The organism is Actinomyces gerencseriae DSM 6844 (assembly GCF_000429265.1).
GTDB lineage: Bacteria > Actinomycetota > Actinomycetes > Actinomycetales > Actinomycetaceae > Actinomyces > Actinomyces gerencseriae.
The window spans coordinates 308855-335082 of record NZ_AUBN01000003.1 but is presented as its reverse complement, the minus strand read 5'-3'; the positions used below and the strand labels follow the sequence as shown (position 1 = coordinate 335082).

Genomic DNA, 26228 nt, shown 5'->3' with positions numbered 1-26228 from the left:
GCTGTCTCCGACCGGGTGCCCGACCTGTCGTCGGACCGGGGACCTGGACGGGGATCACTCACGCGGCCACGGTAGCGCGTCCGCACCGCGACGCCCAGAGGCCGCTCATGAGCGGGTGCGTCGAGGCGCCCGAGCACCGCACGGGACGGTGATCGGGTACCGGGGGACGCCGGAGCTCCGGAGCGCGGACGGGTCGTCGGCCCGTCGCGGTCTCGGCGGTCATCGCGGCAGGGTGTCGCCCTCCTCGCCACTGGCCACCGCCAGCGCCTCGGGAAGCGTGAAGTTGCCGTTGTACAGGGCCTTGCCCACGATCGCCCCCTCGATGCCCTCGGGGACGAGGCGGACCAGCTCGCGCAGGTCATCGAGCCGGGCGATGCCGCCGGAGGCCACGACGGGGGCCCGCGTACTGGCGCACACCCGGCGCAGAAGCCCGGTGTTGGGACCGGTCAGGGTGCCGTCCCTGGTGACGTCGGTGACCACGTAGCGGGCGCAGCCGGCGGCGTCGAGGCGCGCCAGCGTCTCCCACAGATCGCCGCACTCCCTGGTCCAGCCGCGAGCGGCCAGGGTCGTGCCGCGCACGTCGAGGCCCACGGCGATCCTCTCGCCGTACTCGGCGATGACGCGCTCGGTCCACTCGGGGTCCTCCAGGGCGGCGGTGCCCAGGTTGACCCGAGCTGCGCCGGCGCTCAAGGCACGACCCAACGAGGCGTCATCTCGAATGCCCCCGGACAGCTCGACCTTGATGCCGACCTCGCCCACGATGCGCGCCAGCAGCGGCGCATTGGACCCGCGTCCGAAGGCGGCGTCGAGATCGACCAGGTGAATCCACTCGGCACCGGCCTCGACCCAGTCGCGGGCGGCCTCGACGGGGCTGCCGTAGTCAGTCTCGCTGCCGGCCTCCCCCTTGAGCAGACGGACGGCCTTGCCATCGGCGACATCGACGGCGGGCAGGAGAGCGAGCATGGTGGGCTCCTTCGATGGTGCGGTGGCTGCGGACGCGGTGCCGGCGACCGCCCGGTTACAGGGTGGTCAGCCAGTTGCGGAGCAGGCGGGCGCCGGCGTCGCCGGACTTCTCGGGGTGGAACTGAGTGGCGGACAGGGCACCGTTCTCAACGGCGGCCACGAAGTCCTCGCCATGGGTGGACCAGGTGACGGCCGGGGGCGGCGCGGCGCCGGGCCCCAGGAGCACGGCCGGGTCCGTCTTGGCCGCGTAGGAGTGGACGAAGTAGAAGCGCTGGTCGGCGACACCCTCGAAGAGCGCGGAGTCGCGCGGTGGGCGAACCCTGTTCCAACCCATGTGGGGCACGACATCGCCCCGCAGTCGCGTCACGGTTCCGGGCCACTGGGCGAGCCCGGCCGGGCGATCGCCGTCGTCCGGTCCCTCGGCGCGCCCGTCCGAGTGCTCGGTGGAGAACTCGAACATCACCTGCATGCCCACGCAGATGCCGAGCACGGGCCGGCCGCCGGCCAGCCTGCGGTCGATGAGGCGCGGGGCGCCCACGGCCCGCAACCGCTCCATGACGGCGCCGAAGGCCCCCACGCCGGGCACCACCAGTCCGTCGGCGGCCTCGACGGCGGCCGGCTCGGCGGTCAGCTCGACGTCGGCGCCGACCCGCTCCAGGGCGCGCACGGCGGAGCGGACGTTGCCGCTGCCGTAGGACAGGACGACGACGCGGGGCTGGTTCATACGGCCACCATACCGGGGAAGAGCCCGACTCAGTCCTCATCCCGTCGCAAAGGCCGAGCCGAGTGCCGCCCACCCGACCGGGAGCGGGCGCGGGTGAGCACGACGGCAGGAATGGCAGAATCCGCGTATGCCCGTCTCATCGTCCGAACCCGACCGCCGTGCCGTCGTGCACGGCCTCCTGGCCGTCACGGGGCTGACGGCGCTCGGCGCGTGCGGCGGAACGCCCGGATCGGCCCCGCCCCGCTCATCGCCGGTCGCCGAGACCGCCTCGCCGAGCCGGGCCCCCGGTACCGGGGACCCCGGGGCGATCGAGACTCCCGAGACGATCGCGACCTCCCCCTCCCCCGAGCCCGGGACCCCCTCGCGCGACGAGATCATCGCCGAGTTCACCGGGCGCGCGCCCGCCTGGTTCGACCTGGTCGGCGAGGGGATCGCCTCGGACACCCGGGCGGCGGGCGTGTGCCTGACGTTGGACGCCTGCGGCGGCCCGGGGGGATCGGGTGCCGATACCGCGCTGGTCGACATGCTCATCGGCGACTCCGTCCCCTTCACCGCCTTCCTCAACTCCCGATGGGTCGAGGCGAACCCGGACCTGACCGACAGACTCGCGGCGTGCGAGACCGTGGAGATCGCCAACCACGGCACCGCCCACCTGCCGATGTCGGTGACCGGCGCGGCCGCCTACGGCATCCCCGGAACGCGGGACGCGGGCGAGGTCTGGGACGAGATCATGGGCAATCAGGTCGCCCTGACCGAGCGCACCGGTCGGGCGCCGCGCTTCTTCCGCCCCGGCACCGCCCACTGGGACGACGTCGCCCTGGCGATCGCCGCCCGCCTGGGCCTGCGGGCCGCCGGATTCTCGGTCAACGGCGATGGCGGCGCCACCTTCCCCGCCGGCACCGTCGAGGCGGAGGTGCGGCGGGCGAGCGCCGGCGACATCGTCATCTCCCACATGAACCAGCCCGCCGCGGACACCGGTGCGGGCTACCTGGCGGCCGTTCCCGCGATGCTGGCGGAGGGCACCGTCTTCCTCACGCTCTCCGACGCCTCGGCGGCGGGGTGAGCGTCGCCCCCGCGCCGCCGGGACCACGACGACGCGCCCGCCGACTCACCGCTTGCCGCGGGGGCGGCGCAGCCCGCGCGTGAACCACCGCATGGCCTTGGACGGTTTGACCTCGGAGGACTTCACCGCCCCCCTGATGTCATCGGCGCGGGTCGCGCCGAGCAGGACGTCCTCGACCTCCTGGTCGACCGAGGCCAGCAGCAGCCCCGCCGCGGCGTCCTCACCGGCGTCGCCGTTCGTGTAGCGGCGGGCGGTGATGGTCCCGGACAGGCCCGACTCGATGCCGACGTCGGTGGCCAGGTCCGCGGTCAGCAGGACGACGCCCGCGCGGCTGAGGCGCGACAGGGTCGAGGCGAGCTCGGCGGCCTCGGCGGGTTCGGTCTCCGCTCCTCCGAGCAGCTCGGAGACGTCCCACTCGACGTGGGCGGACACGAACTCCTTGACCGCGAAGGCGCCGGAGCGCGCGGGCACGACGGTGCAGTCCAGCTCGCTCATGGCGCACAGGGCCGCCAGGGCCTCCGCGCTCGCCAGGGGCGTGAGGACGACGGCGACCTTCACCGCTCGCGGAGACCCGGGCGCCCCGGCGTCCGGCGTCTCCTGCGGCTCCTCCTCGGCGGCCCGGCCCGGGACCGGCCCATCCGCATCCTCGTCAGCCGGGTCCCGATCGGCCGAATCCCGATCGGTCCCGCCCCGACCGCCGGTCAGCGGCTCTCGCGGGGCCGTGTACGTGTTGTGGGGCACGTCGTCCACGGAGATGATCGAAGGGCCGGCCTCATCGACGGACTCGAGGTCCGCCTGCATCTCGCCGGGCAGCGCCAGGCCCTCCACCATCGCGGCGAACTCGGCGTCGATGTCGTGCTCGGGCCCGTCGGCGCGGGGGGCGTCGCCGAACTCGGCGCGAGCGCCCGGCGCCGGGTCATCGGCCGCCTCGGGCCGGTCGCGGTCCTCGGGGTCCTGATGGGGCGTGGGATCGGAATCGTGCATCACAGTGCTCCCTTGGTGGAGGGGATGCCATCGACGCGAGGATCGGGCTCGACGGCGGTGCGCAGGGCGCGGGCGAGGGCCTTGAACTCGGCCTCGGCGATGTGGTGGGGGTCGCGGCCGGCGAGCACCCGCACGTGCAGGCAGATGCCGGCATGGTATGCGATGGACTCGAAGACGTGACGGACCATCGAACCGGTGAAGTGCCCGCCGATGAGGTGATGGACGAAGGCCTCGGACTCGCCGTCGTGAACCAGGTAGGGGCGGCCCGACACGTCGACGACGGCCTGGGCCAGGGCCTCGTCCAACGGAACGAGGGCATCGCCGAAGCGGCGGATGCCGCGCTTGTCCCCCAGCGCGGCGCGCAGGGCGTCACCGATGCAGATGGCCGTGTCCTCCACCGTGTGGTGGACGTCGACGTGGGTGTCGCCGGTGGCGGCCACGGCCAGGTCGACCAGCGAGTGCGCGCCCAGGGCGGTGAGCATGTGGTCGTAGAAGGGCACGGAGGTGGAGATGTCGGTGGCGCCGGTGCCGTCGAGATCGATCTCGACGGCGACGGTCGACTCGCTGGTGACGCGTTCGATGCGGGCGGTGCGGCTCATACTCGGGTCTCCTTGAGGACATCGACGAGGCAGTGCCTGAACCGGGCCATCTCCTCCGGCGTTCCGACGCTGACGCGCAGGAAGCCCTCGGGGCCGACGACGCGGACGAGCACGCCCCTGTCCAGCAAACCCTGCCACACGGCCCGCCGATCGGGGAAAACCCCGAAGAGCACGAAGTTGGCGTCCGAGTCGTGGGCGGTCAGACCCCGGCCGCGCAACCAGTCCACCGCACCGTCCCGCTCGGCGCGCAGGGAGGCGACCCGGCTCATGAGCTCCTCGCGGTGGGCGAGAGCGGCCCGGGCCACCGCCTGCGTCATGGCCGAGAGGTGGTAGGGAAGGCGCACGACCCGCAGGGCGTCGACGAGCTCGCGGGACGCGGCGAGGTAGCCCAGACGCAGCCCCGCCGCGCCGAAGGCCTTGGACATGGTGCGGGCCACGGCCAGGTGCGGGTAGCGCCCGCCGTCGTCCTCGACCAGCAGCTCCAGGGCGCTGGGCACGCCGGGGCGGCGGAACTCGCCGTAGGCCTCGTCGATGATGACGACGACGTCGGTGGGGGCGCCGTCGGGGCCCGCGGGCCCGTTGCCGCGGGCGGCCTCCAGGACGGAGCGCACGTCCTCCAACGGCAGAACGGTGCCGGTGGGGTTGTTGGGGCTGGCCAGGATGAGCACGGCGGGACGGGTGCGCTCGATCGCGGCGGGCACGGCCCCCGCATCGAGGGTGAAGTCCGCGCGGCGCGGCCCGGTGGCGTAGTCGGTGAGGGTGTCGCGCGCGTACTCGGGGTACATGGAGTACGTGGGGGTGAACGACAGGCAGGTGCGCCCGGGGCCCCCGAAGGCCTGGAGCACATGGAGCATGACCTCGTTGGAGCCGTTGGCCGCCCAGATCCTCCCCCGCCCCAGCCGCACCCCGGACTCGACGGCGAGGTAGTCGGCGAGGTCCTGGCGCAGGGCCGGGAAGTCGCGGTCGGGGTAGCGATTGAGGCCGGCGGCGGCCCCGGCGGCGGCCCGGGCCATGGACTCGACGACGGCCGGAGACGGCGCGTAGGGGTTCTCATTGACGTTGAGCCGCACGGGCACGTCGAGCTCGGGGGCCCCGTAGGGCTCGCAGCCCTCCAGGCCGGGTCGGATGGGAAGGGTGCTCACGCCCGGGAGTCTACGATCCCTCCCCTCCGGCGTCCCGCGGCCCCGGGGCGATACCCGCTCCCACCAGCGCCATCCGCCCCCGCCCGGCGGGTCGTGCGGGTACCCTTGGGGACGTCAGGCGATCCAGGGAGCGCGATCCTCATGAGTCAGCCGTCGCAGTCCCAGCAGGTGCGCCCACCGGCGGTGGCGGGCCTGTTCTACCCCGCCGAGCCCGCTCGTCTGCGGACCGACGTCGAGACCATGCTGGAGGCGGCGCGCTCCGCCGTCGGCGTCGATGCCGACCCGGCCGCGCTCATCGTCCCTCACGCGGGCTACGTCTACTCGGGTCCCACCGCGGCCCTGGCCTGGGTGCGCGCCGGGGCCCTGCGCGGGCGGGTCCGCCGCGTCGTCATGCTGGGGCCCGCGCACCGTGTGGGCGTGCGCGGACTCGCCCTGCCCGGCTGCCGGGCAATGGATACCCCGCTGGGCCCCGTGACGGTGGAGGTCCCGCCGCAGATCGAGGCGTTGGCCGCGGCCGGGCTGGTCGTCACCCGGCCCGATGTCCACGCCGCCGAGCACTCCCTGGAGGTCCACCTCCCCTTCCTGAGCGTCGTACTGCCCGGGACGAGCGTGGTGCCCCTGGCCGTGGGGCGGATCGCCCCCGACCGGGCCGCCGAGGCCATTCGCCCCTTCCTGGGGAGCCCGGACACCCTCGTGGTGATCAGCTCGGACCTGTCCCACTACCTGCCCCGGGCCGAGGCCCGGCGGGTGGACGACGCGACCATCGAGCGCATCCTGGCGCTGCGCGCGGACATCGGCCACGAGGAGGCCTGCGGCGCCACCGGGGTGGACGCCCTCCTGATGGTCGCCGGCGAGCGGGGCCTGACGCCGCACCTGCTCGGGGCGGCCACCTCCGCCGACACCATCGGCGCCCCCGATCGGGTGGTGGGTTACGCCGCCGTCGCCCTCCACGAGGAATAGAGGTGCTCGTCGTGACTCCCGACATGGCTCCCGGACCGCCCGCCGATGCCGGCCTGGTCCTCCTGCCCCTGGCCCGCGCGGCCATCGCCCGGCATCTCGGCCCGGATGAGCCCGCCGCCCCGGACGCCCCCTGGCTGGACGCGCCCGGAGCGTGCTTCGTGACCCTGACCTCGGGGCGCGCCCCGGGCGGCGCCCTGCGCGGCTGCATCGGCAGCCTCGAGGCCCGCCGCCCGCTGCGCGAGGACGTGGAGGCCAATGCCGTCGCCGCGGCCTGCCGCGACCCCCGCTTCCCGCCCCTGGACCGGGCCGAGCTGGACGACGTCGTCGTGGAGGTCTCCGTCCTGTCGGCCCCGACCGCCCTGCCGGCGGCCGACGAGCCCGAGCTCCTGGCCCGGCTGCGCCCCGGCGTCGACGGCGTCATCCTGTCGGCCCCCGGCCACCGCGCGACCTTCCTGCCCCAGGTGTGGGACCAGCTGCCCGACCCGGCGGAGTTCCTCTCCCACCTGCGCCGCAAGGCCGGTCTGCCCGCCGGCTACCGGGGGCGCGACGTCGTCATCGAGATCTACACGGTGACCGCCTGGCTGGAGCCCGAGTCCGGCGTCCCCTCGGGCGAGGCGCGAGGAGGCCGACCATGACCGCGAGGGCCACCGGGACGACGACCGCCGAGCCCCACCCGGCCCGGTGGTGGCGGGCCATGCCGGACGGACGGCTGCGGTGCGAGCTGTGCCCCCGCCGGTGCGCCCTGCGCGACGGCCAGCGCGGATTCTGCTTCGTGCGCGCCCGTGTCGGGGACGCCATCGTGCTGACCACCTACGGACGGTCCTCCGGCTTCGTCCTGGATCCCATCGAGAAGAAGCCCCTGGCGCACGTGCTGCCCGGATCGACGATCCTGTCCTTCGGGACCGCGGGCTGCAACCTGGCGTGCAAGTACTGCCAGAACTGGGAGATCTCCACCTCCCGGGAGTTCGACACCCTCGCCGCGCCCGCCTCCCCCCGGGCCCTGGCCGGGGCCGCGGCCGACGTGGGAGCCGTGGGGGTGGCCTTCACCTACAACGACCCGATCGTCTTCGCCGAGTACGCCATCGACACCGCCGTCGCCTGCCACGAGGCGGGGCTGCTGGCCGTGGCGGTCTCCGGGGGATGGATCAGCCCCGGGCCGTGCGACGAGCTCTTCGGCACAGTCGACGCTGCCAATATCGACCTCAAGGGCTTCACCGACGACTTCTACCGGCGCGTGACCGGAGGACGCCTGAACGACGTGCTCGACACGCTGGTGCGAGTGCGCGAGCTGGGCACCTGGCTGGAGATCACCACCCTGCTCATCCCCGGGCGCAACGACTCCGACGCCGAGATCGCCGCCGAGTGCGACTGGATCGTCGCCGAGCTCGGGGCCGAGGTGCCCGTGCACTTCTCGGCCTTCCACCCGGCGCATCGGATGCTGGACACCCCGCGCACACCGGCCTCCGCCCTGGAGCGGGCCCGGACCATCGCCCACGACGCCGGGATCGCCCACGTCTACCTCGGCAACGTCCGCACCCGCGACGGCGCCGCCACCCGCTGCGCCGGCTGCGGGGCCCTCCTGGTGGACCGCGACGGCTACCGGGTCGCCGACTACCGGATCACGCCCGACGGCGCCTGCCCGCGGTGCGGCCGCCACGTCCCCGGCATCTGGGACCCGGCCGGACCGCCGCCGCCGACGGGCCAGTGGTGGCCGCAGCGGGTCGCCATCGGCGCCGTCTGACCCCGGCGGGCGCAGGACCAGCCTGGCTTCCCGGCCACTTCGAGCACACGGGGTGCCTGACCCCGGCGGGCGCAGGACCAGCACGGCAACGGGCACGACGGCGGCGCGGGAACGAGCGCGAGAGAGCCCGGTCCCGACCGCCCCGACCGGGCGCCGTCGGCGGCGCACCGGCATGACCGGGGATCACTGGGGCTGAGAGGTCAGCATGACCTCCTCGTAGTCCAGGCGCATGAGCGCGTACTCGATGGAGCCCGCCGAGTACAGGCCCAGCTCTCCGGCGTCCAGGAGCGCCTCGCGCTGGGCGCGGATCATGTCCAGGATCATCCGCCGGGTGGCGGCGAGCTCGCGACGGGACTCGGAGCTCTTCCACGTCTCGGCCGCTCCGACGGCGGAGACGGGCTCCCCGCCATCGTCCTTCCCCACGATGCGAATGGCCAGATCCGAGGTGCTCTGCGGGATGATGTCCACCGCCGCACCGCCCCGCCGCGGGCCACCGGGCTCCAGCGCCGAGACGGCGGACGGCTCCACGGGGTCGGGGCCGACGGCATCGTGCTCGATGACCACGGCGGAGCCCTCCGCCGCTCCTCCGGAGTCCGCTCCGTCCCGGCCCGCGTCGCCGACTCCCTCATCGCGTTCGGCGACGGCGCTCTTGGCGGCGACGATGAGAAGACGGACGAGCTCGCCGCGCTCCTCCTCATCGGCGGGCCCCTCCATGGACGGCTCGACGACCCTGACGACCCACGGGAGCGTCAGGCCCTGCACGACGAGGGAGCCCGCGGCCACCATGATGGCGATGAGGAGGAGGAAGGGCCGGTTGGGGGCCTGGGCGGGCAGGGTCTGAGCGGCCGCGAGCGTGACGGCGCCGCGCATGCCCGCCCAGACGATGACGGCCCCCTCCCGCAGGCCGAGCGGCTCATCGCGGTAGTACTCCAGGTCCGCGCCGCGACGGCGGATCCGATCGAGGGCCTGCGAGGCGCGGCGCCGGCTCCGCTCGGGGTCGGCGGGAAGGCGGTGGAGTCTGAGCGCCCGCCTGATCCGGCGCCTGAGCCCGCGTCGACTGCGGTCCCAGGGGATCTGCATGTCCTCGGGGATGTCGCCGTGGGCGATGGCCGAGCAGCGCCCTTCGAAGGCCCGGATGGACTCGCTCATCTCCTCCCAGTGAGTGGCGTGCCGTTCATCGCGGCGGCGCTGCCAGGCCAGCATGGGGGCCACGACGGCGGACCGGACCAGCACCGCGAGCCCTCCGGCGAGGACGGCCAGCCAGACGGCGGTGGTGATGCTGGGTCCCTCGGCCAGGACCTCCTCGACGATGCCGAAGAACTGCAGCCCCATGACGAGGAAGATGAACCCCTCCAGGACGAGCTCGACTGTGTGCCAGGTCTCCTGACCGGCGATCCGGTGGTCGGGAGGCAGGACGCGCGGGGCCCGATGGCCGGTGACGAGGCCGGCGATGACCGCGGCCACGAGCCCGCTGCCGCCCGTGTGCTCGGCGGGGATCGCCGCGAGGAAGGGGATCGTGAAGGACACGACCGTGTCGACGCTGGCGTCGGTGATGCGGGCCCGCAGATGGAGCGTGAGCTCGCCGACCGCCCAGCCCACGGCGAGGGCCGCGAGGACGGCGGCGGCGAAGTCGCCGACGACTCCTCCCGCGGTCACGGCGCCCGCCGTCGCGGCGGCGCTGGCGGAGGACAGGACCACGAGGGCGGTGGCGTCGTTGAGCAGGCCCTCGCCCTCCAGGACGGTGATGATGCGCTGCGAGACGCCCAGGCGCCTGGCGATGGAGATGGCCACGGCGTCGGTGGGGCTGAGAACGGCGCCCATGGCGATGGCCCACGCCAGGGACAGGCTGGGGACGACGAGCGTGAGGACCCCGCCGATGACCGCGGCGGACAGGCCCACCAGCAGGACCGCCAGAACGGCCACGGAGGCGAGCTCACGACGGAAGTTGATGGTGGAGATGTTCACCGCGGTGGCGTACAGGAGAGGGGGGAGGACCCCCTCGAGGATGATCTCCGGCCCGACCTCGATGGCGGGCACGACCGGCAGGAAGCCCACGACGACGCCGCCCGTGAGCAGCAGGAGCGCCGGGGCCACCCGGACGCGGTCGCTGATCTGAGTGGCGCCGGCGATCGCCAGCAGGCCCGCCACGGCGATGATGAGGAGGTCCATGGGGCAAGCCTACGGGCCGCGGAGTCGCGCACCCTCGGCGCCCCGCCCGCCGGACCGCCGGTCCTCGGGACCGCACTCCCGCGGGGCCCGCCGGACCGGACGGGCGGTCCCGCCACGGTCCTCGCGGCGCTCCCGCATGGCGCATCCGGGGGCCCGAGCCTCGGAGTGCGGACGCGAGTGCGGCTCCCGCACTCGCGGTGGCAGGGTCGGCGCCACCAAGAACACTTCCCAGAGTGCGTGCGGCTCCCGCACTCGCGGTGGCAGGATCGGCGCATGACCTTCCGAGCCCTGGCATGGCGCGATGGACATCCCACCGATGAGGCCCCCACGAGTCCGCGCGGTCTGAGCGAGGCCCTCGCGGAGCCGACACTGCTCGTCTGGGCGGACCTGGTGAGTCCCACCCACGACGAGCTGACGCTTCTGGCCACCGAGCTGAGCCTCGATCCGCACGCCGTGGAGGACGCGGTCGCGCCGCACGAGCGGCCCAAGGCCTCTCAGCACAGCGACTACGCCTTCTTCGTCACCTACACGACGCTGCCCGACTTCGCCTCCACGGCGGGGGACGAGGAGGACCAGCTGAGCAGGGTCGCAGGCTTCTCCTTCCCCGGCGGGCTCGTGACGATCCGGGCCTCCGAGTGCATCGACGCCCGCGCGCTCGCGCAGCGCATCGACTCCGACCCGGAGTTCCTGCGGCTGGGTTCGGCGGCTCTGGTGCACGTCCTCCTGGACCTCATCGTCGACGGCTACTTCGAGACCGTGCAGGACCTGGACGACGCCATCGAGAGCCTGGAGGACGACCTGTTCTCGCCGGACTCCCACTCCACGGAGTTCCAGCGCGCCGCCTACGACGTGCGCACCAAGCTCGTCACCCTGCGCCACGTGATCCTGCCGATGCGGGAGGTCGTCAACGTGCTGTGGCGCCACCGCGACGACTCGCTGCGCGAGCTGGATCCGTACTACGCGGATCTCACCGATCACGTCCTGCGGGCGACGGAGTGGACGGAGTCGCTGCGCGACATGATCGCCAGTGTCTTCGAGACCCACCTGTCCCTCCAGGACCAGCGGCTGAACAACGTGATGAAGAAGCTGGCCGGCTGGGCGGCGGTCATCTCCGTGCCGACCCTCGTCACGGGCTGGTTCGGCATCAACGTGCCCTACCCGGGCGCCGGGGAGCCGTCCGGACTGATATCCGCGGCGATCCTGGTCGTCGTCCCCGCCATCGTCGTGTACGCGATCATGCGCAGGAACGACTGGATCTGATCACCGCTCCCCGGGCCCCGTCGAAGGCCGCGGCTCGGGCGGCGATCGCCCGGCCGGACCGGACGAGCCTGGCGTGAGACCGAAGACGGCCGGGACGGGCAGCCCCCTCATCGGCCGGACCGGACGAATCGGCCCGGTTGGTCGGATTACTGTGGCGGTATGAGCCCGCCCATCAGCCGGTCGGCGCCCGTGGACGCCGACCTCTCCCCCGTCCGCGAGCGCGCCGAGGCGGTGCTGCGCGAGCTCGTCGGACGCGGCGACGCCCGTCTGCGGGACGATCAGTGGAGCGCCATCCGCGCCCTGGTGGTCGATCGCCGTCGTGCACTGGTGGTTCAGCGCACGGGCTGGGGCAAGTCGGCCGTCTACTTCGTCGCGACCGTCCTGCTGCGCGAGGGCCGGACCCCCGCCGCCGCGCCCGATCCTCCGGGGGCCGGCCCCGGGCCGGGCCCGAGGTCCTCGTCCGCAGCCGCGTCAACCGCTTCCGCGGCCGCGTCGATGGACGGCCCCGCGTCGGGGCCGACGGTGATCATCTCGCCCCTGCTCGCCCTCATGCGCGACCAGGTCGCGGCGGCCCGGCGCGCCGGCATCAACGCCGTCACCATGAACTCCGCCAACGCCGCGCAGTGGCCGGACATCGAGGCCCGGGTGCGCGAGGGCGCCGTCGACGTCCTGCTGGTGTCCCCCGAGCGGCTCAACAATCCGGCCTTCCGGGAGGAGGTCCTCCCTGCCCTCGCAGCCGACGCCGGCCTGATCGTCATCGACGAGGCGCACTGCATCTCGGACTGGGGCCACGACTTCCGCCCCGACTACCGGCGCATCCGCACCCTGCTGGCGAGCCTGCCCCCGCGCACGCCGGTCCTGGCCACCACGGCGACCGCCAATGCCCGCGTCACCGCGGACGTCGCCGAGCAGCTCGCCGGTTCCGCGCCGGGGCGCCGGGCCGAGCGGGTCCTCGTCCTGAGGGGGACCCTGGAGCGGGACTCCCTCCACCTGGGCGTGCGCCGCCTGCCCGATGCCGCATCGCGCCTGGCGTGGCTGACCGCCTATCTGCGCGGCGCATCCGGCTCGGGCATCGTGTACTGCCTGACGATCTCGGCGGCCGTGGAGGTCACCGAGCGCCTCCGCGAGGCGGGGCTGGAGGCGGCCGCCTACACCGGTCGGACCGACGCGGCCGAGCGGGAGCGGCTCGAGGACGCCCTCAAGGCCGACCGGGTCAAGGCGCTCGTGGCCACCTCGGCCCTGGGCATGGGCTTCGACAAGCCCGATCTGGCTTTCGTCATTCACATGGGGGCTCCGAGCTCTCCCGTGTCCTACTACCAGCAGGTCGGGCGCGCCGGCCGCGGGGTCGATCGCGCCGAGGTGGTGCTCCTGCCCGGGGCCGAGGACCGCTCCATCTGGGACTGGTTCGGCTCCCAGGGCTTTCCCCCCGAGCCCGCGGTCCGCGAGGTGCTGGCGGCTCTCGACGAGGCGGCCGCGACGGGCGCGGGGCCGTTGAGCACACGCATTCTGGAGACCTCCACGAGCCTGCGCCGCAGCCGGCTGGAGTCCATGCTCAAGGTCCTGGACGTCGACGGCGCGGTGCGACGGGTGCGCGGCGGATGGCAGTCCACCGGTCGTCCCTGGGCCTACGACGCGCAGAGGTACGCGCGCGTCGAGGCCGCCCGGGCGGCCGAGCAGGAGGCGATGCTGCACTACGAGGCGCTGAAGGCCCCCGAGTGCCGGATGGCCTTCCTCCGCTCGGCCCTCGACGACCCGGACATGAGCGCCGGATGGCGCTGCGGGGCCTGCGACCTGTGCGGCGGCCTCGTCCTGCCCCGGACGGCGCAGGCCCGGGAGGTGGAGGAGGCCCGGATCTCACTGGCCCGGGTCGGGGTGGCCCTGACGCCCCGCAAGCAGTGGCCCGTCGGCATGGATCGGCTCGGACTGCCCGCCCTGCGCGGCCGGATCACGGAGTCCGAGCGGGCCGCCACCGGTATGGCCGTGGGGAGGATGGACGGTCTGGGCGTGGCCGGGGCCCTGCGCGACCTGCTGGAGTCGGGGGCCGACGCCGAGGTTCCCGTCGCGCTGCGCGCCCCGATCCTCCAGGTGGCCGACCGCCTCGCGGATCTCGTCACGAGCTCCGGGGACGCCGATAGTGCCGGCAGTGCCGATAATGCCGATGGCGCCGGGGCGGGGCGCGAGGGACCGGGCCCGGATCGGGCCTGCGCGTCTCCGGCCGTCGTCATCATCGAGTCCCGACGCCGCCCCCGGCTCGTGCGCCAGGTGGGTCGCGCCCTGGCCCGCCACCTCGCCGCCAGGCCCCTGGGGATCGTCGGAGTGCACGGCGAGCCGGGGCGGCACGACGTCGGCAGCGCGCACCGGCTCGCCGAGGTGGCGCGCTCCCTGACCCTGGACGGGTGGCGCCGCGACTCCCTGGATCGGCTCCGGGGGGCGCGGGTGATCCTCGTGGACGACTGGACCGACTCGGGCTGGACGCTCACAGTCGCCGCATCCGCGCTGCTGCGCGCCGGAGCGGCGTCGGTGCATCCCTTCGTCCTGGCCCAGCGCTGAGCCGCGGGCGAGCCCCACCGCCGCCGGCCCGGTTACCGGTCCTGGGAACCCGCGGCGACGTCGCTGAGCACCTCGTCCACGGGACCGCCCGGGGCCCCGGGCTCCTCATCCTGAAGGTAGTACCACCAGAAGGGCGCTCCCCAGGCCCTCTGGCGGCCCAGCGCCGCGCTGGTGAGATGACGCGCGGTGGCGGTGCGGGCGGTCGCCGTGTCCTGCTGGGAGCCGAACCACCAGGGACCGGAGTCCAGGTCGTCCCCGCCGTAGCCGAGCTCGGTCAGGGCCACGCGCTGATCCGGGAAGGCCTCTGCGAGGGTGGACAGGACCCGGTCGGCGCCCGTGCCCAGCGGGTGCAGCTGAGGGTAGACGGACAGGCCCAGCACGTCCGTCAGATCGAGCAGCTCGGGGACGAGCCCGTTGCCGGCCCAGGTCAGGAGGGAGCTCTCGGCCGACTCCTGGCCGAGCTGGTAGTAGAGGGTCACGACGGTGGTGGCGTCCGCCGTGGCCGGGTCGGCGCGCACCGCCCGCGCTGCCCGCAGGGTCTTCTCAACGGCGTCGTCTCCGAGCCATGAGCCGCCCAGCTCGTTGCCGATCTCCCAGGCGTCGGCCTGGCTCAGCCCGGTCACCAGGGACGCCACTCGCGCGTCCCAGGCCCCGGGCCCGAAGGCCGTCATCGTCTGGGAGTCGCAGACCTGCACCAGGGCGAGCGCCCCAGCGGCGTGCAGGGCCGCGATGGTCCGCCGCCAGGAGTCCATCTCGTCGGCGTCCGCGGCGTCGTCGACGACGATTCTGGCCGCAACCCGCCGCTGTCCCCCGCCGATACCGGTCGCCTGCGAGATCTGGGCGGCACCGGGTGGTCGGGTGAAGGTGACGCCGATGACGGCGTCGTGCGGTGCGACCGCCAGGCCAGCCTCGTCGAGCGCCAGCTGGGCCCCGGCCGCCGCCTCCAGGGCCTCGGCGCCGTGAACGGCGCGCTCGACCGGGTCGGAGCTCGAGGAGCAGGCGTCCAGGGCGGCGGCCGCGCCGTCCCGCAGGGTCTGCACCTCGGTGCGCGTCCGCGAGGAGGTCAGGGAATCGAGACGGGGCTGCTGACGCCCGTGCAGGGAGCGGGCGGCGAGCTCGGCCAGGGAGTAGCGGCCCGGACCGGGGATGTCCGCCATGAGGGCGGAGTAGCCGTGGCCGGTGGGCCACGACAGCGTCAGGGTCGCGGCGCCGCCGTCGGGCAGATCGACGGCGGCGCTGGCCTCGTCGTCCTCGTACAGGGGCGCGTGGGCCAGGACCTCCAGGGTGTCGGTGTCCAGGAGCTGGTCGTCCCAGCCGTCCTCGCCCGCACCGTTGGACTGAACCCGGCGCAGGCCGTCGAGGTCGAGCAGGACGCCCGCTGAATCGACGACGTCGAGCCGCGCGACGGCGGCCTCCTGCTCCTCGTCGGAATCGGGTCCCCCGGGCGCGCACGCCGTCACGACGGCGGCCGTCACGGCGGCGCCCGTGGCCCAGGACAGGGCCTGACGCCTGCTGGGCCCGCCCGCGCGATGCGCCATGGTTCCTCCTCACTGCGCGTCCGGGTGCGAGGCGCCCCGCGCACCCGGACGCGTACTCATCGGCTCGGGCCGGTCGTGCTCCGATATCGCGGAGGGCGTCAGCCCCGACGCGCTCGGACGGCCTCGGCGTGCGCCGGCAGGTCCTCGCAGGTCGCCAGCGCGGCCAGCGGGTCGGTCAACGCCTCCAGGGCCGCGGCGTCGTACTCGATGAGCTGGACGGGCTTGAGGTAGGTCATGACGCTCAGGCCCGAGCTGAAGCGCGCGGTGCCGCCGGTGGGCAGGACGTGGTTGGAGCCCGCCAGGTAGTCCCCCAGCGGCACGGGGCTGTGGGGGCCGACGAAGATCGCCCCGGCATTGCGGATGCGGCGGGCGACCTCGGGTGCGCGAGCGGTGTGGACCTCCAGGTGCTCGGCGGCGTAGGCGTCGGCGACGGCGACGGCCTGCTCGAGATCGCGCACCAGGACGGTCCCCGACTGCCTCCCGCTCAGCGCGGCGCCGGCGCGCTCGGAGTGCCTGGTGGCGGCCAGGCGGCGCGCCAGCGCGGAATCGACGGCGTCGGCGAGGGCGGGAGAGTCGGTGATGAGGACGCTCCCGGCGTTCGGGTCGTGCTCGGCCTGGGAGAGCAGGTCGGCGGCCACGTACTCGGGATCGGCGCTCGCGTCGGCCAGGACGGCGATCTCGGTGGGCCCGGCCTCCGCGTCGATGCCCACCGCGCCGCGCACGGCCCGCTTGGCCGCCGCCACGTAGACGTTGCCGGGGCCGGTGACGACGTCGACGGGCTCGCACAGCATCCCGCTCGTGGATCCTCCCGCCCGCGGGGGGAGCTCCGCCGCCGCGAGATCGGCCCGATCGACGTCGTCGTCGGCCGCGGCTCCGTGGGCGAGCAGGGCGATGGCCTGGGCGCCGCCGGCGGCGTAGACCTCCGTCACGCCCAGCAGCGCGCAGGCGGCCAGGATCGTGGGGTGGGGCAGACCGTCGAAGGCGGCCTGCGGCGGGGAGGCGAGCGCGATCCGCTCGACGCCGGCGACCTGCGCGGCCACCGCGTTCATGACCACCGAGCTCGGGTAGACCGCCAGCCCCCCGGGGACGTACAGCCCGACCCTGCGCACCGGGATCCACCGCTGCACGATCCGTCCCCCGGGGACCACCTCGGTGACGGTCTCAGCGGGAAGCTGGGCGGCATGACCGGCGCGGTTGTGGGCGATGCACAGATCGAGGCCCTCGCGCACCGCCGGGTCGAGATCGGTCAGGGCCGCCTCGATGGCCGTCGCGGGCACGCGCAGATGCTCGGGGCGCACCCCGTCGAAGCGCTCGGAGGCGTCGCGCACCGCGGCGGCGCCCCGCACGCGCACGTCCTCGATGACGGGCACCACCGCCGCCATGGCGGCGGCGACGTCCAGTCGGGCGCGGGGCAGCGCCTCGACGAGCTCGCGGGCGGAGGGGTCCTGTTCGCGCAGATCGATTCGGGTGAGCACGCGGATATGCTAGCCGGGCCGGACCGGGCGTCCCGGTGCGCACCACGGCGCGCCGGGCGTCTCAGCGGCCGGGGGCCGGGTCGAAGTCCGGGAGGCGCTCACCGCGGTCGAAGGCGGCCGCGAGCGCCGCCAGGACGCGAGCGGCGGCGTGCCCGTCGCCGTACGGGTTGACGGCTCTGGCCATGGCGGCGTACGCGTCGGGGTCGTCCAGAAGGCGGGAGACCTCCGCCACGATCCGCTCCTCGTCGGTGCCCACGAGCCGGGCGACCCCGAAGGCGATCGCCTCGGGCCTCTCGGTGTTCTCGCGCATGACCAGAACGGGCTTGGACAGGGCCGGCGCCTCCTCCTGGATGCCGCCGGAGTCGGTGAGCACGACATCGGCGCGGTGCATGAGGGTGCAGAACTGACCGTACTCGAGGGGCTCGGTGACCACGACGTTGTCGCAGCCGGCGATGCGCGGCAGCAGGGCCTCGCGCACGCGCGGGTTGCGGTGCGCCGGCAGGACGAGCAGCGCGTCGGGGTGGGACCGGGCCAGGCGCGCGACGGCCCGGCCGATGCGCTCCATGGGCTCGCCCCAGGACTCCCGCCGGTGCGCGGTGACCAGGACGACGCGCCGCGCGGGATCGGACAGGGCCTCGGCCAGTGCCGGATCGGTCGGCGGCACCGGCCGGGTGACGGCGTCGAGGAGGGCGTCGATGACGGTGTTGCCGGTGACCAGGACCGTCGCGGGGTCGAAGGCCTCCCGCAGGAGGTTCTCCCGACTGCGCCCGGTCGGGCACAGGTGCAGGGAGGTGATCTGGCTGAGTAGGCGCCGGTTGGCCTCCTCGGGGTAGGGCGAGGCGATCGAGCCGGTGCGCAGGCCGGCCTCGACGTGCGCGACGGGTACCTCGTGGTAGAAGGCGGACAGGCCCGCGGCGAAGGCGGAGGTGGTGTCGCCCTGGACGAGGACGACGTCGGGCTCCAGCGCCTCGATCTGCTCGCCCGCGCCGGTCAGCGTCCGGGTGGTCACCCGGGTCAGGGACTGCCCGGGGGAGTGGATGTCGAGGTCGACGTCGGGGGCGATGGCGAAGAAGTCGTTGACCTGGTCGAGCATCTCGCGGTGCTGCCCGGTCACGACCACGACGGGCCGGAAGCGCTCGTCGTCCCTCATGGCCCTCACGAGCGGGGCCATCTTGATGGCCTCGGGCCGAGTGCCGTAGATGAGCATGGCGGTCAGGGGGGTGTTGGGCGCGGTCATGGGTTCATCTCTTCTCATGGTCTGGTGCTCTCAGCTGGACGCGGACCCGGCCGTCAGCGAGACCGGGCCGACGGTGACGGCGGCGTCCTCGGTGTAGGCCGCGACGGCTCCGGATGGATAGGAGTTCTCCTCATCGGTGACGGTGGCGAGCTCGGCGCCGTCCACGCTCACCGTCATGGTCACGGCGTCGTCCGCGGTGGTCACCGTCACCACGACCTCGAGGGCCGTGCCGATCGGGTAGGCGGGGGCGTCGCCCGAGGCGAGGAAGCGCTGGGCCCCGGGGTAGTCCGGGTCCTCCTTGCTGATCTCCCAGCCGTTGGGCTTCAGGACGACGGCGTAGAAGTGCTGGTCGTCGGTGTAGCTCCACAGCAGCCAGGCGACCTCCCAGGGATTGGGGTCGCCTCCGGTGCGCAGCTGGGCGTCGGTGCGCACCGCGGCCGTGATCGTCTGGGTCGTGCCCTTCTCGACGGCGATGCCTCTGGCCGTGGCCAGGGCGGCATGCGTCTCGTCCGAGCGGGTCGAGGCCTGCGGGCTCAGGCGCACGGCGTCCTCGGAGCAGGAGACCTCCCCGTAGCCGTGGTGAACGGTCCTCCACTGGCAGCGGCCGGTCATGACGTGGACGACGGCGGCGATGCCGCCGAGAACGAGCGCGGCGGAGAGCACCACGACGATGATGCGACGCCGTGAGAGCCGAGTGAACCGCCTGCCCGTCCTCCTCATCGAGTGGCCTCGACGGTCGCCACCCGCCATGATGGCACCAGGGCGTCCGCGCCGGGCAGCGACCGGGCCTGCGGCAGGGCGGGCGGTCGGCCCGGTATCGACGCCGTCGCCGGCGCCGCGGCGACCTGCTCCGTTTCCTCCGACTCGCGCGCCGTCTTGGCCCAGCCGGTGCGACCGGTGACCTGCCGGGCCAGCGCGCGCCAGCCGATGAGACAGGGCATGAGCCCGTACAGGACGAAGAGGTGGGAGTAGGCGACCATGCGCAGCAGGCCCAGGCCCTCGCTGCGCTCGACGCGCCAGTACAGCCATCCGAAGACCAGGCCGGGGCCGAAGGCCAGCAGGTAGGCGCTCAGGACCCAGGCCCAGGACTGGGGCGCACCGCGCACCGCCGCGGTGAGCGTCAGGACGAGGGCCGCCAGGAAGGAGGCGGCCAGGAAGGACCCCGCCAGGAGAACCGAGGGCGTGAGGATCTGCCACAGGGAATCCACCCGGGACAGGCCGTGCTGCTCGCGGGCGACTCTCCCCAGGAGGTGGACGGACTGGAGATTGCCCTGGAACCAACGGGTGCGCTGGCGCAGTAGGCGGCGGCCGCTGGTGACGCCCTGCTGGTGAACGGCCGCCCTGCCCCAGTACTCGTTCGTCCAACCGGCGCCGTTGAGGCGCACGCCCAGGTCGAAGTCCTCGGTCAGCGACCTCGTCCACGGCCTGCGCCCCAGGGCGTTGAGCGCGGACAGGCGCGCGAACTGGGCGTTGCCGCCCATGCCGACGCTGCCCAGATGCCTGCGCCCCTCCTGGAAGACGGAGGTGAACACGACGAACTCCATGTCCTGCATGCGGGCCAGCAGCGAGTGGAACCGGTTGTTGATCCGCACCCCCATCTGCACGGCGCCGACCTCGGCCGGGGCGAACGCCCGGCGCGCCTCGGCGATCGCATGGGGATCCAGCCGGCCGTCGGCATCGACCACTCCGATGACCACCGAGTTCGGATCGCAGACGGAGAAGCGCTCGCGGACGACCGCGAGGGCGTTGTTGAGCGCCTCCCCCTTTCCCTTGCGGGCGTTGGGCAGGACCCGTCGCAGGACCTCGGCCCGCGGATCGCCGATGGCCTCGACGACGTCTCCGGTTCCGTCGTCGCTGCCGTCGTCGATGACCATGACGTGCAGTCCCGGATCGTCGATGTCGAGCAGGCGCTGGACGGAGGCCGCGATGACCTCGGCCTCGTTGAGGCAGGGCATGAGGACGACGATGCGCATGCCCGGGTCGGGCCCGGCCCCCGGGCCGTCGACCGAGCGGCGGGGCCGGCGACGGGACATGACGAGAAGGGCCAGGGTGTAGACGAGGGCCACGACGACCATTGCCAGCGCGCCCCACCAGGCGATGCGATCGATCAGGTCGAGGGCGCTCATGGTCTCACCGCCGTCGGCTCATGGACAGCGGCGCCGCGCAGGGGCCGGGGCCTCGCGTGGCGCGGCCGGTAGACGACGCCGCGGATGCCGCGAAGGGAGCGCGCGCGGTAGACCGCGCCGTACAGGTTGAGCCCGACGAGGAGCAGGACGATGACCAGGAAGGCCGTCCCGGCGACGTCCAGGAGGAGCCGGGGGATCAGATCGAGATGCTGCTGGGCTGGGGCGGCGGGGATGGACAGAGCATGCCCCGCGCCGTTGAGATCAGGGAAGTACATGGTTCAGGTCAATCGGCACTCGGTGGTACGCGGAGAGCCCCGCGGGGGACGCCGCGTTCTCGCACAGGAACGTCAGGCCGTGCTCGGAACAGCGAGACGTGATGTGCCCACAGACTAACCAGGGGCGAGCACCGCACGTGATGACGTGATCGTATCGGGTCCATGGAGTATCTCACAGTGGCCGCTCGGTACGTCATGGAGGCTCGCGGACTCGCGGTCGCCGCTCGGCGGTCCGCCCGCGATCATCCGGCGCCGTCCGTGCGGAGCGGTTGAGAATCGTTGAGAATCAGGGCCGGTACCGGCGCGTGCGATCGTCCTCGATGATCCCGTCCCATCCCATTCCGTAGCCGAAGGCGTAGGCGTGCCCGGCGGCATCGACGTAGGGCTCGTAGTCGAAGGGCAGGTCCTCGGCGTGCGCCTCGACGGCCTCCATCGAGGCCGGCAGCGTCATGGGCAGCAGGCCGCGGGGCTCGGCGTCACCGCGCAGGAGGCTCCACACCGCTTCCTGCTGAACGCCGAAATCGACGACGATCGCGTCGGCGTACGGCTCGAGCTCGGCCAGGACCGTCGGGTTGTGCATGCGGATGATCACGATGACGGGCCGCTCCCCCATCGCCCGGCGGGCGTCGATGACGGCCGCGAGGTCGGATGCGTTGGCGGCGCGGGTCGTCTTGCCGCGGTAGGCGCGATCGGGGTGCTCCCTCTCCCGGTCGTCGCCGTGGGCGATGGAGCGCTCCCGGGCCGTGCTCGCCGTGTAGGGGCCGTACTGGAGGGAGATCGGCAGGTAGCCGTTGCCGCCCGCCTCCCGATCCTCGAGCGAGTAGGGATCGGTCAGGGGGGACTCGACGAAGACGACGGCGGCATCGGCCGAGTCGGGGTCGGCCGCGCGCTCGTAGGGGCACGCCCCGGCCACGAGGGGGTCGATATCACGGGGCGGCTCGACCTGACGCATGAAGCCGAGCCGGGCATCGACGCGCCGGTGCGGCACGTGGATGCGGGCGACGTCCTCGGCCAGCGGCAGGACCCGGCCGGCGCCATCACCGCCGGCTCCGCGGTTCTTCAGCAGCACCAGGCTGTCGCGCTGAGCGGCGCGTCCGGCTGCGACGAAGGCCTCGCAGCCCACGACGGCGGTCGACTCGGCGGGGTCCAGGTAGGGGTTCTCGAACAGCCCGACGCGGAAGAACGCGCGCAGCAGGCGCGCCGCGGAGGACTCGAACCTGGCGCGGGCCGCCCGCTCCCCATCGCGCGCGGCGATGCGCCGGTAGGCCTCGATGATCGGGCCGGGCTCGCAGCTGCCCCCGAACTGGTCGATCCCGTTGTCGATGGCCAGCTGGTGACGGCCGACGACGTCCAGATCCTCCACCCCGTAGCAGCGCTGCCCGAAGTTGTTGATCTCCGCATCCGGGTCGGCCGTGATGCCCCAGTCGGTGCACACGACGCCGTCGTAGCCGCACCGCTCCCGCAGCAGGTCGTGGACGATCCACCGGTTGTAGGCGTTGGCGCGCGGCGCTGAGCCGTCGGAGCCGTTGTTGGTGGGCTCCCCGTCCCGCCCGGGGTAGCCCCAGGAGATCGTGTAGTAGGGCATGACGGCACCGGCGGCGCCGGTGGGCCCGGGCAGCTCGAAGGCCGCGTCGGTGAAGGGGCGCAGGTGCTCGGCGGCGTTGCCGCCGGGGTAGACGGCGAACTTGCCGAATCCGTAGTGGGCGTCGCGCCCGCCCTCCCCGGTGCCGCCACCGGGCCAGTGCTTGACCATGGCGACGACCGAGGCGCCGCCCCATCCCGCGTCGGCGGCGCTCACCGCGGCGGGAGGGCCGAAGGCCGGGATCCCGACGGGCGGCGTGGTCTGCATGCCGTCGCAACAGGCTCGCGTGTAATCGACGACCAGTCCCCGGTGGGGTCCCCAGGTGTCCTGCAGCCGCATCCAGCGCGGGTCGGTGGCGAGGTCGATCTGCGGGCCCAGGGCGGTGGTGATGCCCAGCGCCCGGTACTCCCTGGAGATGATCCCGGCGTACTCGCGCACTCGCTCGGGGTCGAGCAGCGCGGCCATCCCGATGCCCTCGGGCCATCGCGACACGTCGGCGGCCGCGGTGGCGAACTCGGCCCCGGAGGCCTCGGCCGCCCCGTGACGCGGATCGGACGAGATGCCCACCGGCACGCCCGGGGGCCGGGACTCCGCCAGGCACTGCAGAGCGTTGCTCCAACGCGCGGCCGTGGCGGCGTCCTGGAGCGCGATGACCAGGACGTGGCGCACGCAGTCCCGGACGATCATGGCGCGCTGCTGGTCGGTCGGCGTCCAGCCGGGGACGTCCGCCCGTGCGAACGGCAGGCCGTCGTAGGTCCCGGGGAAGGGACCGGCGCCGGGGTTGGGAACCATCTGGTGGGGCGAGTACACCATGAGGCCGGCGATCTGCTCGATGGTCAGCCGCGAGGCGAGATCGGCGGCCCGCTCGGCGGCGGGCAGGCGCCAGTCCTCGTAGGCGACGAGCTCGCCGGTGCGGGACAGATCCTTGAAGAGGTGCCCATCGACTGCGATGATCGGGGCCCCCGCGGTGACCAGGACGGGGCCGTCGGCCTGCTCATGACGGGTCAGGGCGGGTTCCGACGGGCGGACTGCGCTCACGGCGGGGCTCCTCGGCGACGGCGACGCGGACCGGCCCATGGTCTCACAGTCTCACACGGGGCCGGGCGGCGTCCGGATCACGGGCCCGGCTCCCGTGCCGGATCGGCTGCCGCCGGCCCCGCGGCCGGGTCCTGCCGGCGGGCGGTCCGCCCGGGCCGCGGGCCCGGGTCCCGCGGCCGAGTCGCATGACGGCGGCACGACGTAGGCTGCCCCCATGAGGATGAGCGAACCCGCCACGCTGTCCGACTCCCGACTCGACCGCATCGAAGGAGTCCTGCTGGCCCAGGCCTGCGGCGACGCGCTCGGGGTGCCGTGGGAGCTCGGGCACCGCCCCGCCGACGCCGGCTGCGGGGCCGAGCCGGGAGACGGCTTCATGCAGGGCGGGGGGCTGGGCCCCTACGAGCCCGGCGAGTGGAGCGATGACACCCAGATGGCGGTGGTCGTCGCACGGGTGGCGGCCACCGGGGCGGATCTGACGAGCCGTCCCGCCCTGGACGCCATCGCGAACGGTTTCATCGACTGGTACCGCTCCACGGCCTCCGACGTCGGTGTCCAGACGCGCGCGGTCCTGACGGCCGTCGCCCGTCACCGCGGCGAGCCGGGCGTCTCCGACCGGATGCGCCGGGCCGCGCTGGACTACCACGAGGCCTCCGGCGGCCGCAGTGCCGGGAACGGGGCGCTCATGCGCAACGGCGTCGTGGGTCTGACTCGCCTGCACGACCCGCGCGCCACCGCCGCGGCCGCCCGAGCCGTGGCGTCGCTGACGCACGCCGATCCCCTGGCGGCCGACTCCTGCGTCATCCAGGCCGAGATGATCCGCGCCAACATCGTCTCGCCCGCGTGGGAGGGCAGGCCGTTCAACGGGGCCAACCCGCTGGCCGCCCTCGACGCGGTGGACGAGGGGCGGCGCGGCTACTGGCACGACCTCTTCGACGGGGGCGCCTACGACCCCATGAACTGGGACCGACCCGGACTGCCGCCCACCGACGGATTCACCGTCGATGCCCTGGGCAAGGCCCGCCTGGCCTTCATCGCCGCCAATCATGCGGCGGGAGCTCTCCCCCCGGACGCCGGTCGCACGGCGCTGGCGGGCGCGTGGATGCGACTCGTCCTGAGTCGCGCGGTGAGCGCCAGCGACGACTCGGACACCGTGGCCGCGATCGCGGGCGCCGTGGCGGGCAGCTACCTGGGCGCCTCCGCGATCCCGGCCGAGTGGGAGGCGAAGGTTCACGGGCTCCCGGCCGGACCCGGCTCCGAACCGTTGCGCGCCGCCGATCTGCGGTCCCTGGCGCGCGCGACGGCGCTGTCGGGGCTCGGACGTCCGAGGGGGTAGCCGCACGGGCCCCGGCGCGCCCGCTGCTGGGCCCCGGGGATCCGGGAGCCGGCGACAACGCCAGAATGAGGGAGATGAAAAAGCGGTCACGATATAGGGTCCTGTCATGCCGCGAGCGAGTCCGGCGTTATACTCGTCGAATGAGTCCCCATCGTGCGACGCCGCTTCGTCTATGACACAGCAGACGATGAGCACTCCGCTCGTTGATGTCATCGGGACCGCATCTCGTCTTCATACCCCGTCCTCGTCCCTGATCGGCCTGCGACCGCCTCGAGGAACCAGTGACCATCTATCTTGCGACCGTCGTCGCCACGATTCTTCTCCAACTGCTGCGGGCGGCCGTCGGCACGACCGACGACGGGCCGCGCAGGACGTCAGCGATGCAGTGGGGCATCGATTGCGTCTGCGTCCTCGTGCTCGCGGCGGCTCCGGGCTTCCGCGCCTGGCATGTGGGAACCGACACGATCATGTACGTGTCCATGTACGACACCACGATCGACACCGCCTCGTGGAGCAATACCACGGAGCAGTCGATCGTCGAACCGGGATTCGCCCTGTGGCAATTCATCTGGAGCCTCCTCGGGCTGAGCACGCGCTGGTTCCTGGTGGTCACCGCCCTGGTGACCAACGGCCTGCAGTACGGGGCCATCCGAATGACCGCCCCGAGGATGCTCCCGGCGATCAGCGCCTACTCGCTCTCCGGTCTCTACCTCTTCCAGTTCAACGGCATGAGGCAGGCGCTCGCCATATCGATATTCGTCTTCGGCATGGCGGTCATCCTGCGGGGCCGCCGCCGTGGATGGGCGCTCCTCGTCCTGGCCGCCCTCGTCCACCAGTCGACCCTGATCGCCCTGCCGGCCTTCATCCTGGCCCACCGGTACCGCCGTCGCACGACGTTCAACGCGCGCATCGTCCTGCTGTGCGGAGGGGTGGTCCTCGGCCTTCTGCTCGTGAGCGCCGCGCTCGCGGCATTCCTGACGGACCTGGTCGGCGACAAGTACGGCGCCTACCTGGGTCAGGACATGGGGTCGGGACGCGGGCGCCTCGTGCATCTCGCCCTCATGCTCATGGTCGTCTGGTTCCTCCAGTCCACGAGTCTTCCCGACGAGCTCCACTGCGCATCCCGCTTCTACTCCCTCGGCCTGGGCGCGCAGGTGGTGGGTCTCCAGCTCGCCGTCCTCGACCGGGTCACCCTCTACTTCGCGGCGTGCCTGCCGATGCTCATCGCTCCCCTGCTCGCCCACGGATCGAGGGCCCGTCACGCAGTGCTGTGGCTCGGCATCATCACGTACTTCTTCATCAGTCTCACCCGCTACGGAGACCTGCTCCCCTACGAGTGGTCCCCGTCATGACGATCAGCGGTCGCGACGGTCCGGGCCCCACGATCCCCATCATCCCCCATCATCGTCCGCACCGGCTCCGGCGCGGCTCGACCCGTGCCGGAGCCCGCCGGCATTTGCCAACCTCCA

The 26228-nt window shown here is 73.5% G+C and carries 21 protein-coding genes; 8 read left to right on the top strand and 13 right to left on the bottom strand.

Annotated elements, in window-relative coordinates:
* Positions 1–219: 219 nt before the first annotated feature.
* Both priA and hisH read right to left on the bottom strand, forming a co-directional pair.
* Complete coding sequence (gene priA / locus G448_RS0101475) at positions 220–963, bottom strand: bifunctional 1-(5-phosphoribosyl)-5-((5-phosphoribosylamino)methylideneamino)imidazole-4-carboxamide isomerase/phosphoribosylanthranilate isomerase PriA (protein ID WP_026406527.1); 744 nt, start codon at positions 961–963, stop codon at positions 220–222.
* Between the two features lie 55 nt (positions 964–1018).
* The gene (hisH, locus tag G448_RS0101470; protein ID WP_026406526.1) at positions 1019–1687 is read right to left on the bottom strand and encodes an imidazole glycerol phosphate synthase subunit HisH; all 669 of its coding nucleotides are present in this window, start codon (positions 1685–1687) and stop codon (positions 1019–1021) included.
* 127 nt (positions 1688–1814) lie between these two features.
* Here hisH and G448_RS14685 point away from each other — a divergent pair, with 127 nt between their 5' ends.
* Positions 1815–2750, top strand: coding sequence for a polysaccharide deacetylase family protein (locus G448_RS14685; protein ID WP_084436202.1), 936 nt, complete (start codon positions 1815–1817; stop codon positions 2748–2750).
* Between the two features lie 45 nt (positions 2751–2795).
* Here the strand turns inward: G448_RS14685 and G448_RS0101460 are convergent, their stop codons facing one another.
* Genes G448_RS0101460 through G448_RS0101450 form a run of 3 tightly spaced genes read right to left on the bottom strand, consistent with a single transcriptional unit; the run spans position 2796 to position 5475 of the window.
* Positions 2796–3734, bottom strand: a complete 939-nt coding sequence (locus G448_RS0101460; protein WP_026406525.1) for a hypothetical protein — start codon at positions 3732–3734, stop codon at positions 2796–2798.
* A complete protein-coding gene (gene hisB / locus G448_RS0101455) occupies positions 3734–4333 on the bottom strand; it encodes an imidazoleglycerol-phosphate dehydratase HisB (protein WP_026406524.1) in 600 nt (199 codons plus the stop codon). The genes G448_RS0101460 and hisB overlap by 1 nt, the downstream gene beginning before the upstream one ends.
* Positions 4330–5475, bottom strand: coding sequence for a histidinol-phosphate transaminase (locus tag G448_RS0101450; RefSeq protein ID WP_026406523.1), 1146 nt, complete (start codon positions 5473–5475; stop codon positions 4330–4332). Before G448_RS0101450 ends, hisB begins: the two co-directional genes overlap by 4 nt.
* A 141-nt stretch (positions 5476–5616) precedes the next feature.
* On the opposite strand from G448_RS0101450, the gene amrB reads away from it, so the two are divergent.
* From amrB to amrS, 3 genes are read left to right on the top strand one after another with little or no spacing between them, the layout of a single operon-like run.
* Positions 5617–6435 (top strand): AmmeMemoRadiSam system protein B, encoded by an 819-nt coding sequence (gene amrB / locus G448_RS0101445; RefSeq protein WP_026406522.1) that lies wholly within the window; start codon positions 5617–5619, stop codon positions 6433–6435.
* Positions 6436–6437: 2 nt separating this feature from the next.
* A complete protein-coding gene (gene amrA, locus G448_RS0101440; protein WP_245572129.1) occupies positions 6438–7070 on the top strand; it encodes an AmmeMemoRadiSam system protein A in 633 nt (210 codons plus the stop codon).
* Positions 7067–8176: an AmmeMemoRadiSam system radical SAM enzyme gene (gene amrS, locus G448_RS0101435; protein WP_026406520.1), complete on the top strand. Its 1110-nt coding sequence runs from the start codon at positions 7067–7069 to the stop codon at positions 8174–8176. The genes amrA and amrS overlap by 4 nt, the downstream gene beginning before the upstream one ends.
* A 183-nt stretch (positions 8177–8359) precedes the next feature.
* Here the strand turns inward: amrS and G448_RS0101430 are convergent, their stop codons facing one another.
* Positions 8360–10345: a cation:proton antiporter gene (locus G448_RS0101430; protein ID WP_026406519.1), complete on the bottom strand. Its 1986-nt coding sequence runs from the start codon at positions 10343–10345 to the stop codon at positions 8360–8362.
* Between the two features lie 273 nt (positions 10346–10618).
* Here G448_RS0101430 and G448_RS0101425 point away from each other — a divergent pair, with 273 nt between their 5' ends.
* Both G448_RS0101425 and G448_RS0101420 read left to right on the top strand, forming a co-directional pair.
* Complete coding sequence (locus G448_RS0101425; RefSeq protein WP_026406518.1) at positions 10619–11605, top strand: magnesium transporter CorA family protein; 987 nt, start codon at positions 10619–10621, stop codon at positions 11603–11605.
* Positions 11606–11764: 159 nt separating this feature from the next.
* A complete protein-coding gene (locus G448_RS0101420; protein ID WP_051268491.1) occupies positions 11765–14155 on the top strand; it encodes a RecQ family ATP-dependent DNA helicase in 2391 nt (796 codons plus the stop codon).
* Between the two features lie 32 nt (positions 14156–14187).
* Here G448_RS0101420 and G448_RS0101415 read toward each other — a convergent pair whose 3' ends face one another.
* The 7 genes from G448_RS0101415 to G448_RS14680 all read right to left on the bottom strand — a co-directional run bounded on the left by G448_RS0101415 (position 14188) and on the right by G448_RS14680 (position 23426).
* Positions 14188–15693 carry a hypothetical protein gene (locus tag G448_RS0101415; protein ID WP_026406516.1) on the bottom strand — a complete coding sequence of 502 codons (1506 nt, stop codon included), beginning with the start codon at positions 15691–15693 and terminating at the stop codon, positions 14188–14190.
* A gap of 98 nt (positions 15694–15791) precedes the next feature.
* Positions 15792–17168 carry a histidinol dehydrogenase gene (gene hisD / locus G448_RS0101410; protein ID WP_026406515.1) on the bottom strand — a complete coding sequence of 459 codons (1377 nt, stop codon included), beginning with the start codon at positions 17166–17168 and terminating at the stop codon, positions 15792–15794.
* Between the two features lie 61 nt (positions 17169–17229).
* Complete coding sequence (gene wecB, locus G448_RS0101405) at positions 17230–18405, bottom strand: non-hydrolyzing UDP-N-acetylglucosamine 2-epimerase (protein WP_026406514.1); 1176 nt, start codon at positions 18403–18405, stop codon at positions 17230–17232.
* Between the two features lie 30 nt (positions 18406–18435).
* Positions 18436–19071 (bottom strand): hypothetical protein, encoded by a 636-nt coding sequence (locus G448_RS0101400; protein ID WP_245572128.1) that lies wholly within the window; start codon positions 19069–19071, stop codon positions 18436–18438.
* 50 nt (positions 19072–19121) lie between these two features.
* Complete coding sequence (locus G448_RS0101395) at positions 19122–20531, bottom strand: glycosyltransferase family 2 protein (protein ID WP_026406512.1); 1410 nt, start codon at positions 20529–20531, stop codon at positions 19122–19124.
* On the bottom strand, positions 20528–20806 hold the full coding sequence (locus G448_RS0101390; protein WP_026406511.1) for a hypothetical protein: 279 nt from the start codon (positions 20804–20806) through the stop codon (positions 20528–20530). Before G448_RS0101390 ends, G448_RS0101395 begins: the two co-directional genes overlap by 4 nt.
* Positions 20807–21092: 286 nt before the next feature.
* Complete coding sequence (locus G448_RS14680) at positions 21093–23426, bottom strand: glycoside hydrolase family 3 N-terminal domain-containing protein (RefSeq protein WP_245572127.1); 2334 nt, start codon at positions 23424–23426, stop codon at positions 21093–21095.
* A 214-nt stretch (positions 23427–23640) separates the two neighbouring features.
* Between G448_RS14680 and G448_RS0101380 the strand changes: the two genes are divergently transcribed.
* Both G448_RS0101380 and G448_RS0101375 read left to right on the top strand, forming a co-directional pair.
* Positions 23641–24759: an ADP-ribosylglycohydrolase family protein gene (locus G448_RS0101380; protein ID WP_051268489.1), complete on the top strand. Its 1119-nt coding sequence runs from the start codon at positions 23641–23643 to the stop codon at positions 24757–24759.
* 281 nt (positions 24760–25040) lie between these two features.
* The gene (locus tag G448_RS0101375; protein ID WP_026406509.1) at positions 25041–26111 is read left to right on the top strand and encodes an EpsG family protein; all 1071 of its coding nucleotides are present in this window, start codon (positions 25041–25043) and stop codon (positions 26109–26111) included.
* Positions 26112–26228 lie beyond the last annotated feature (117 nt).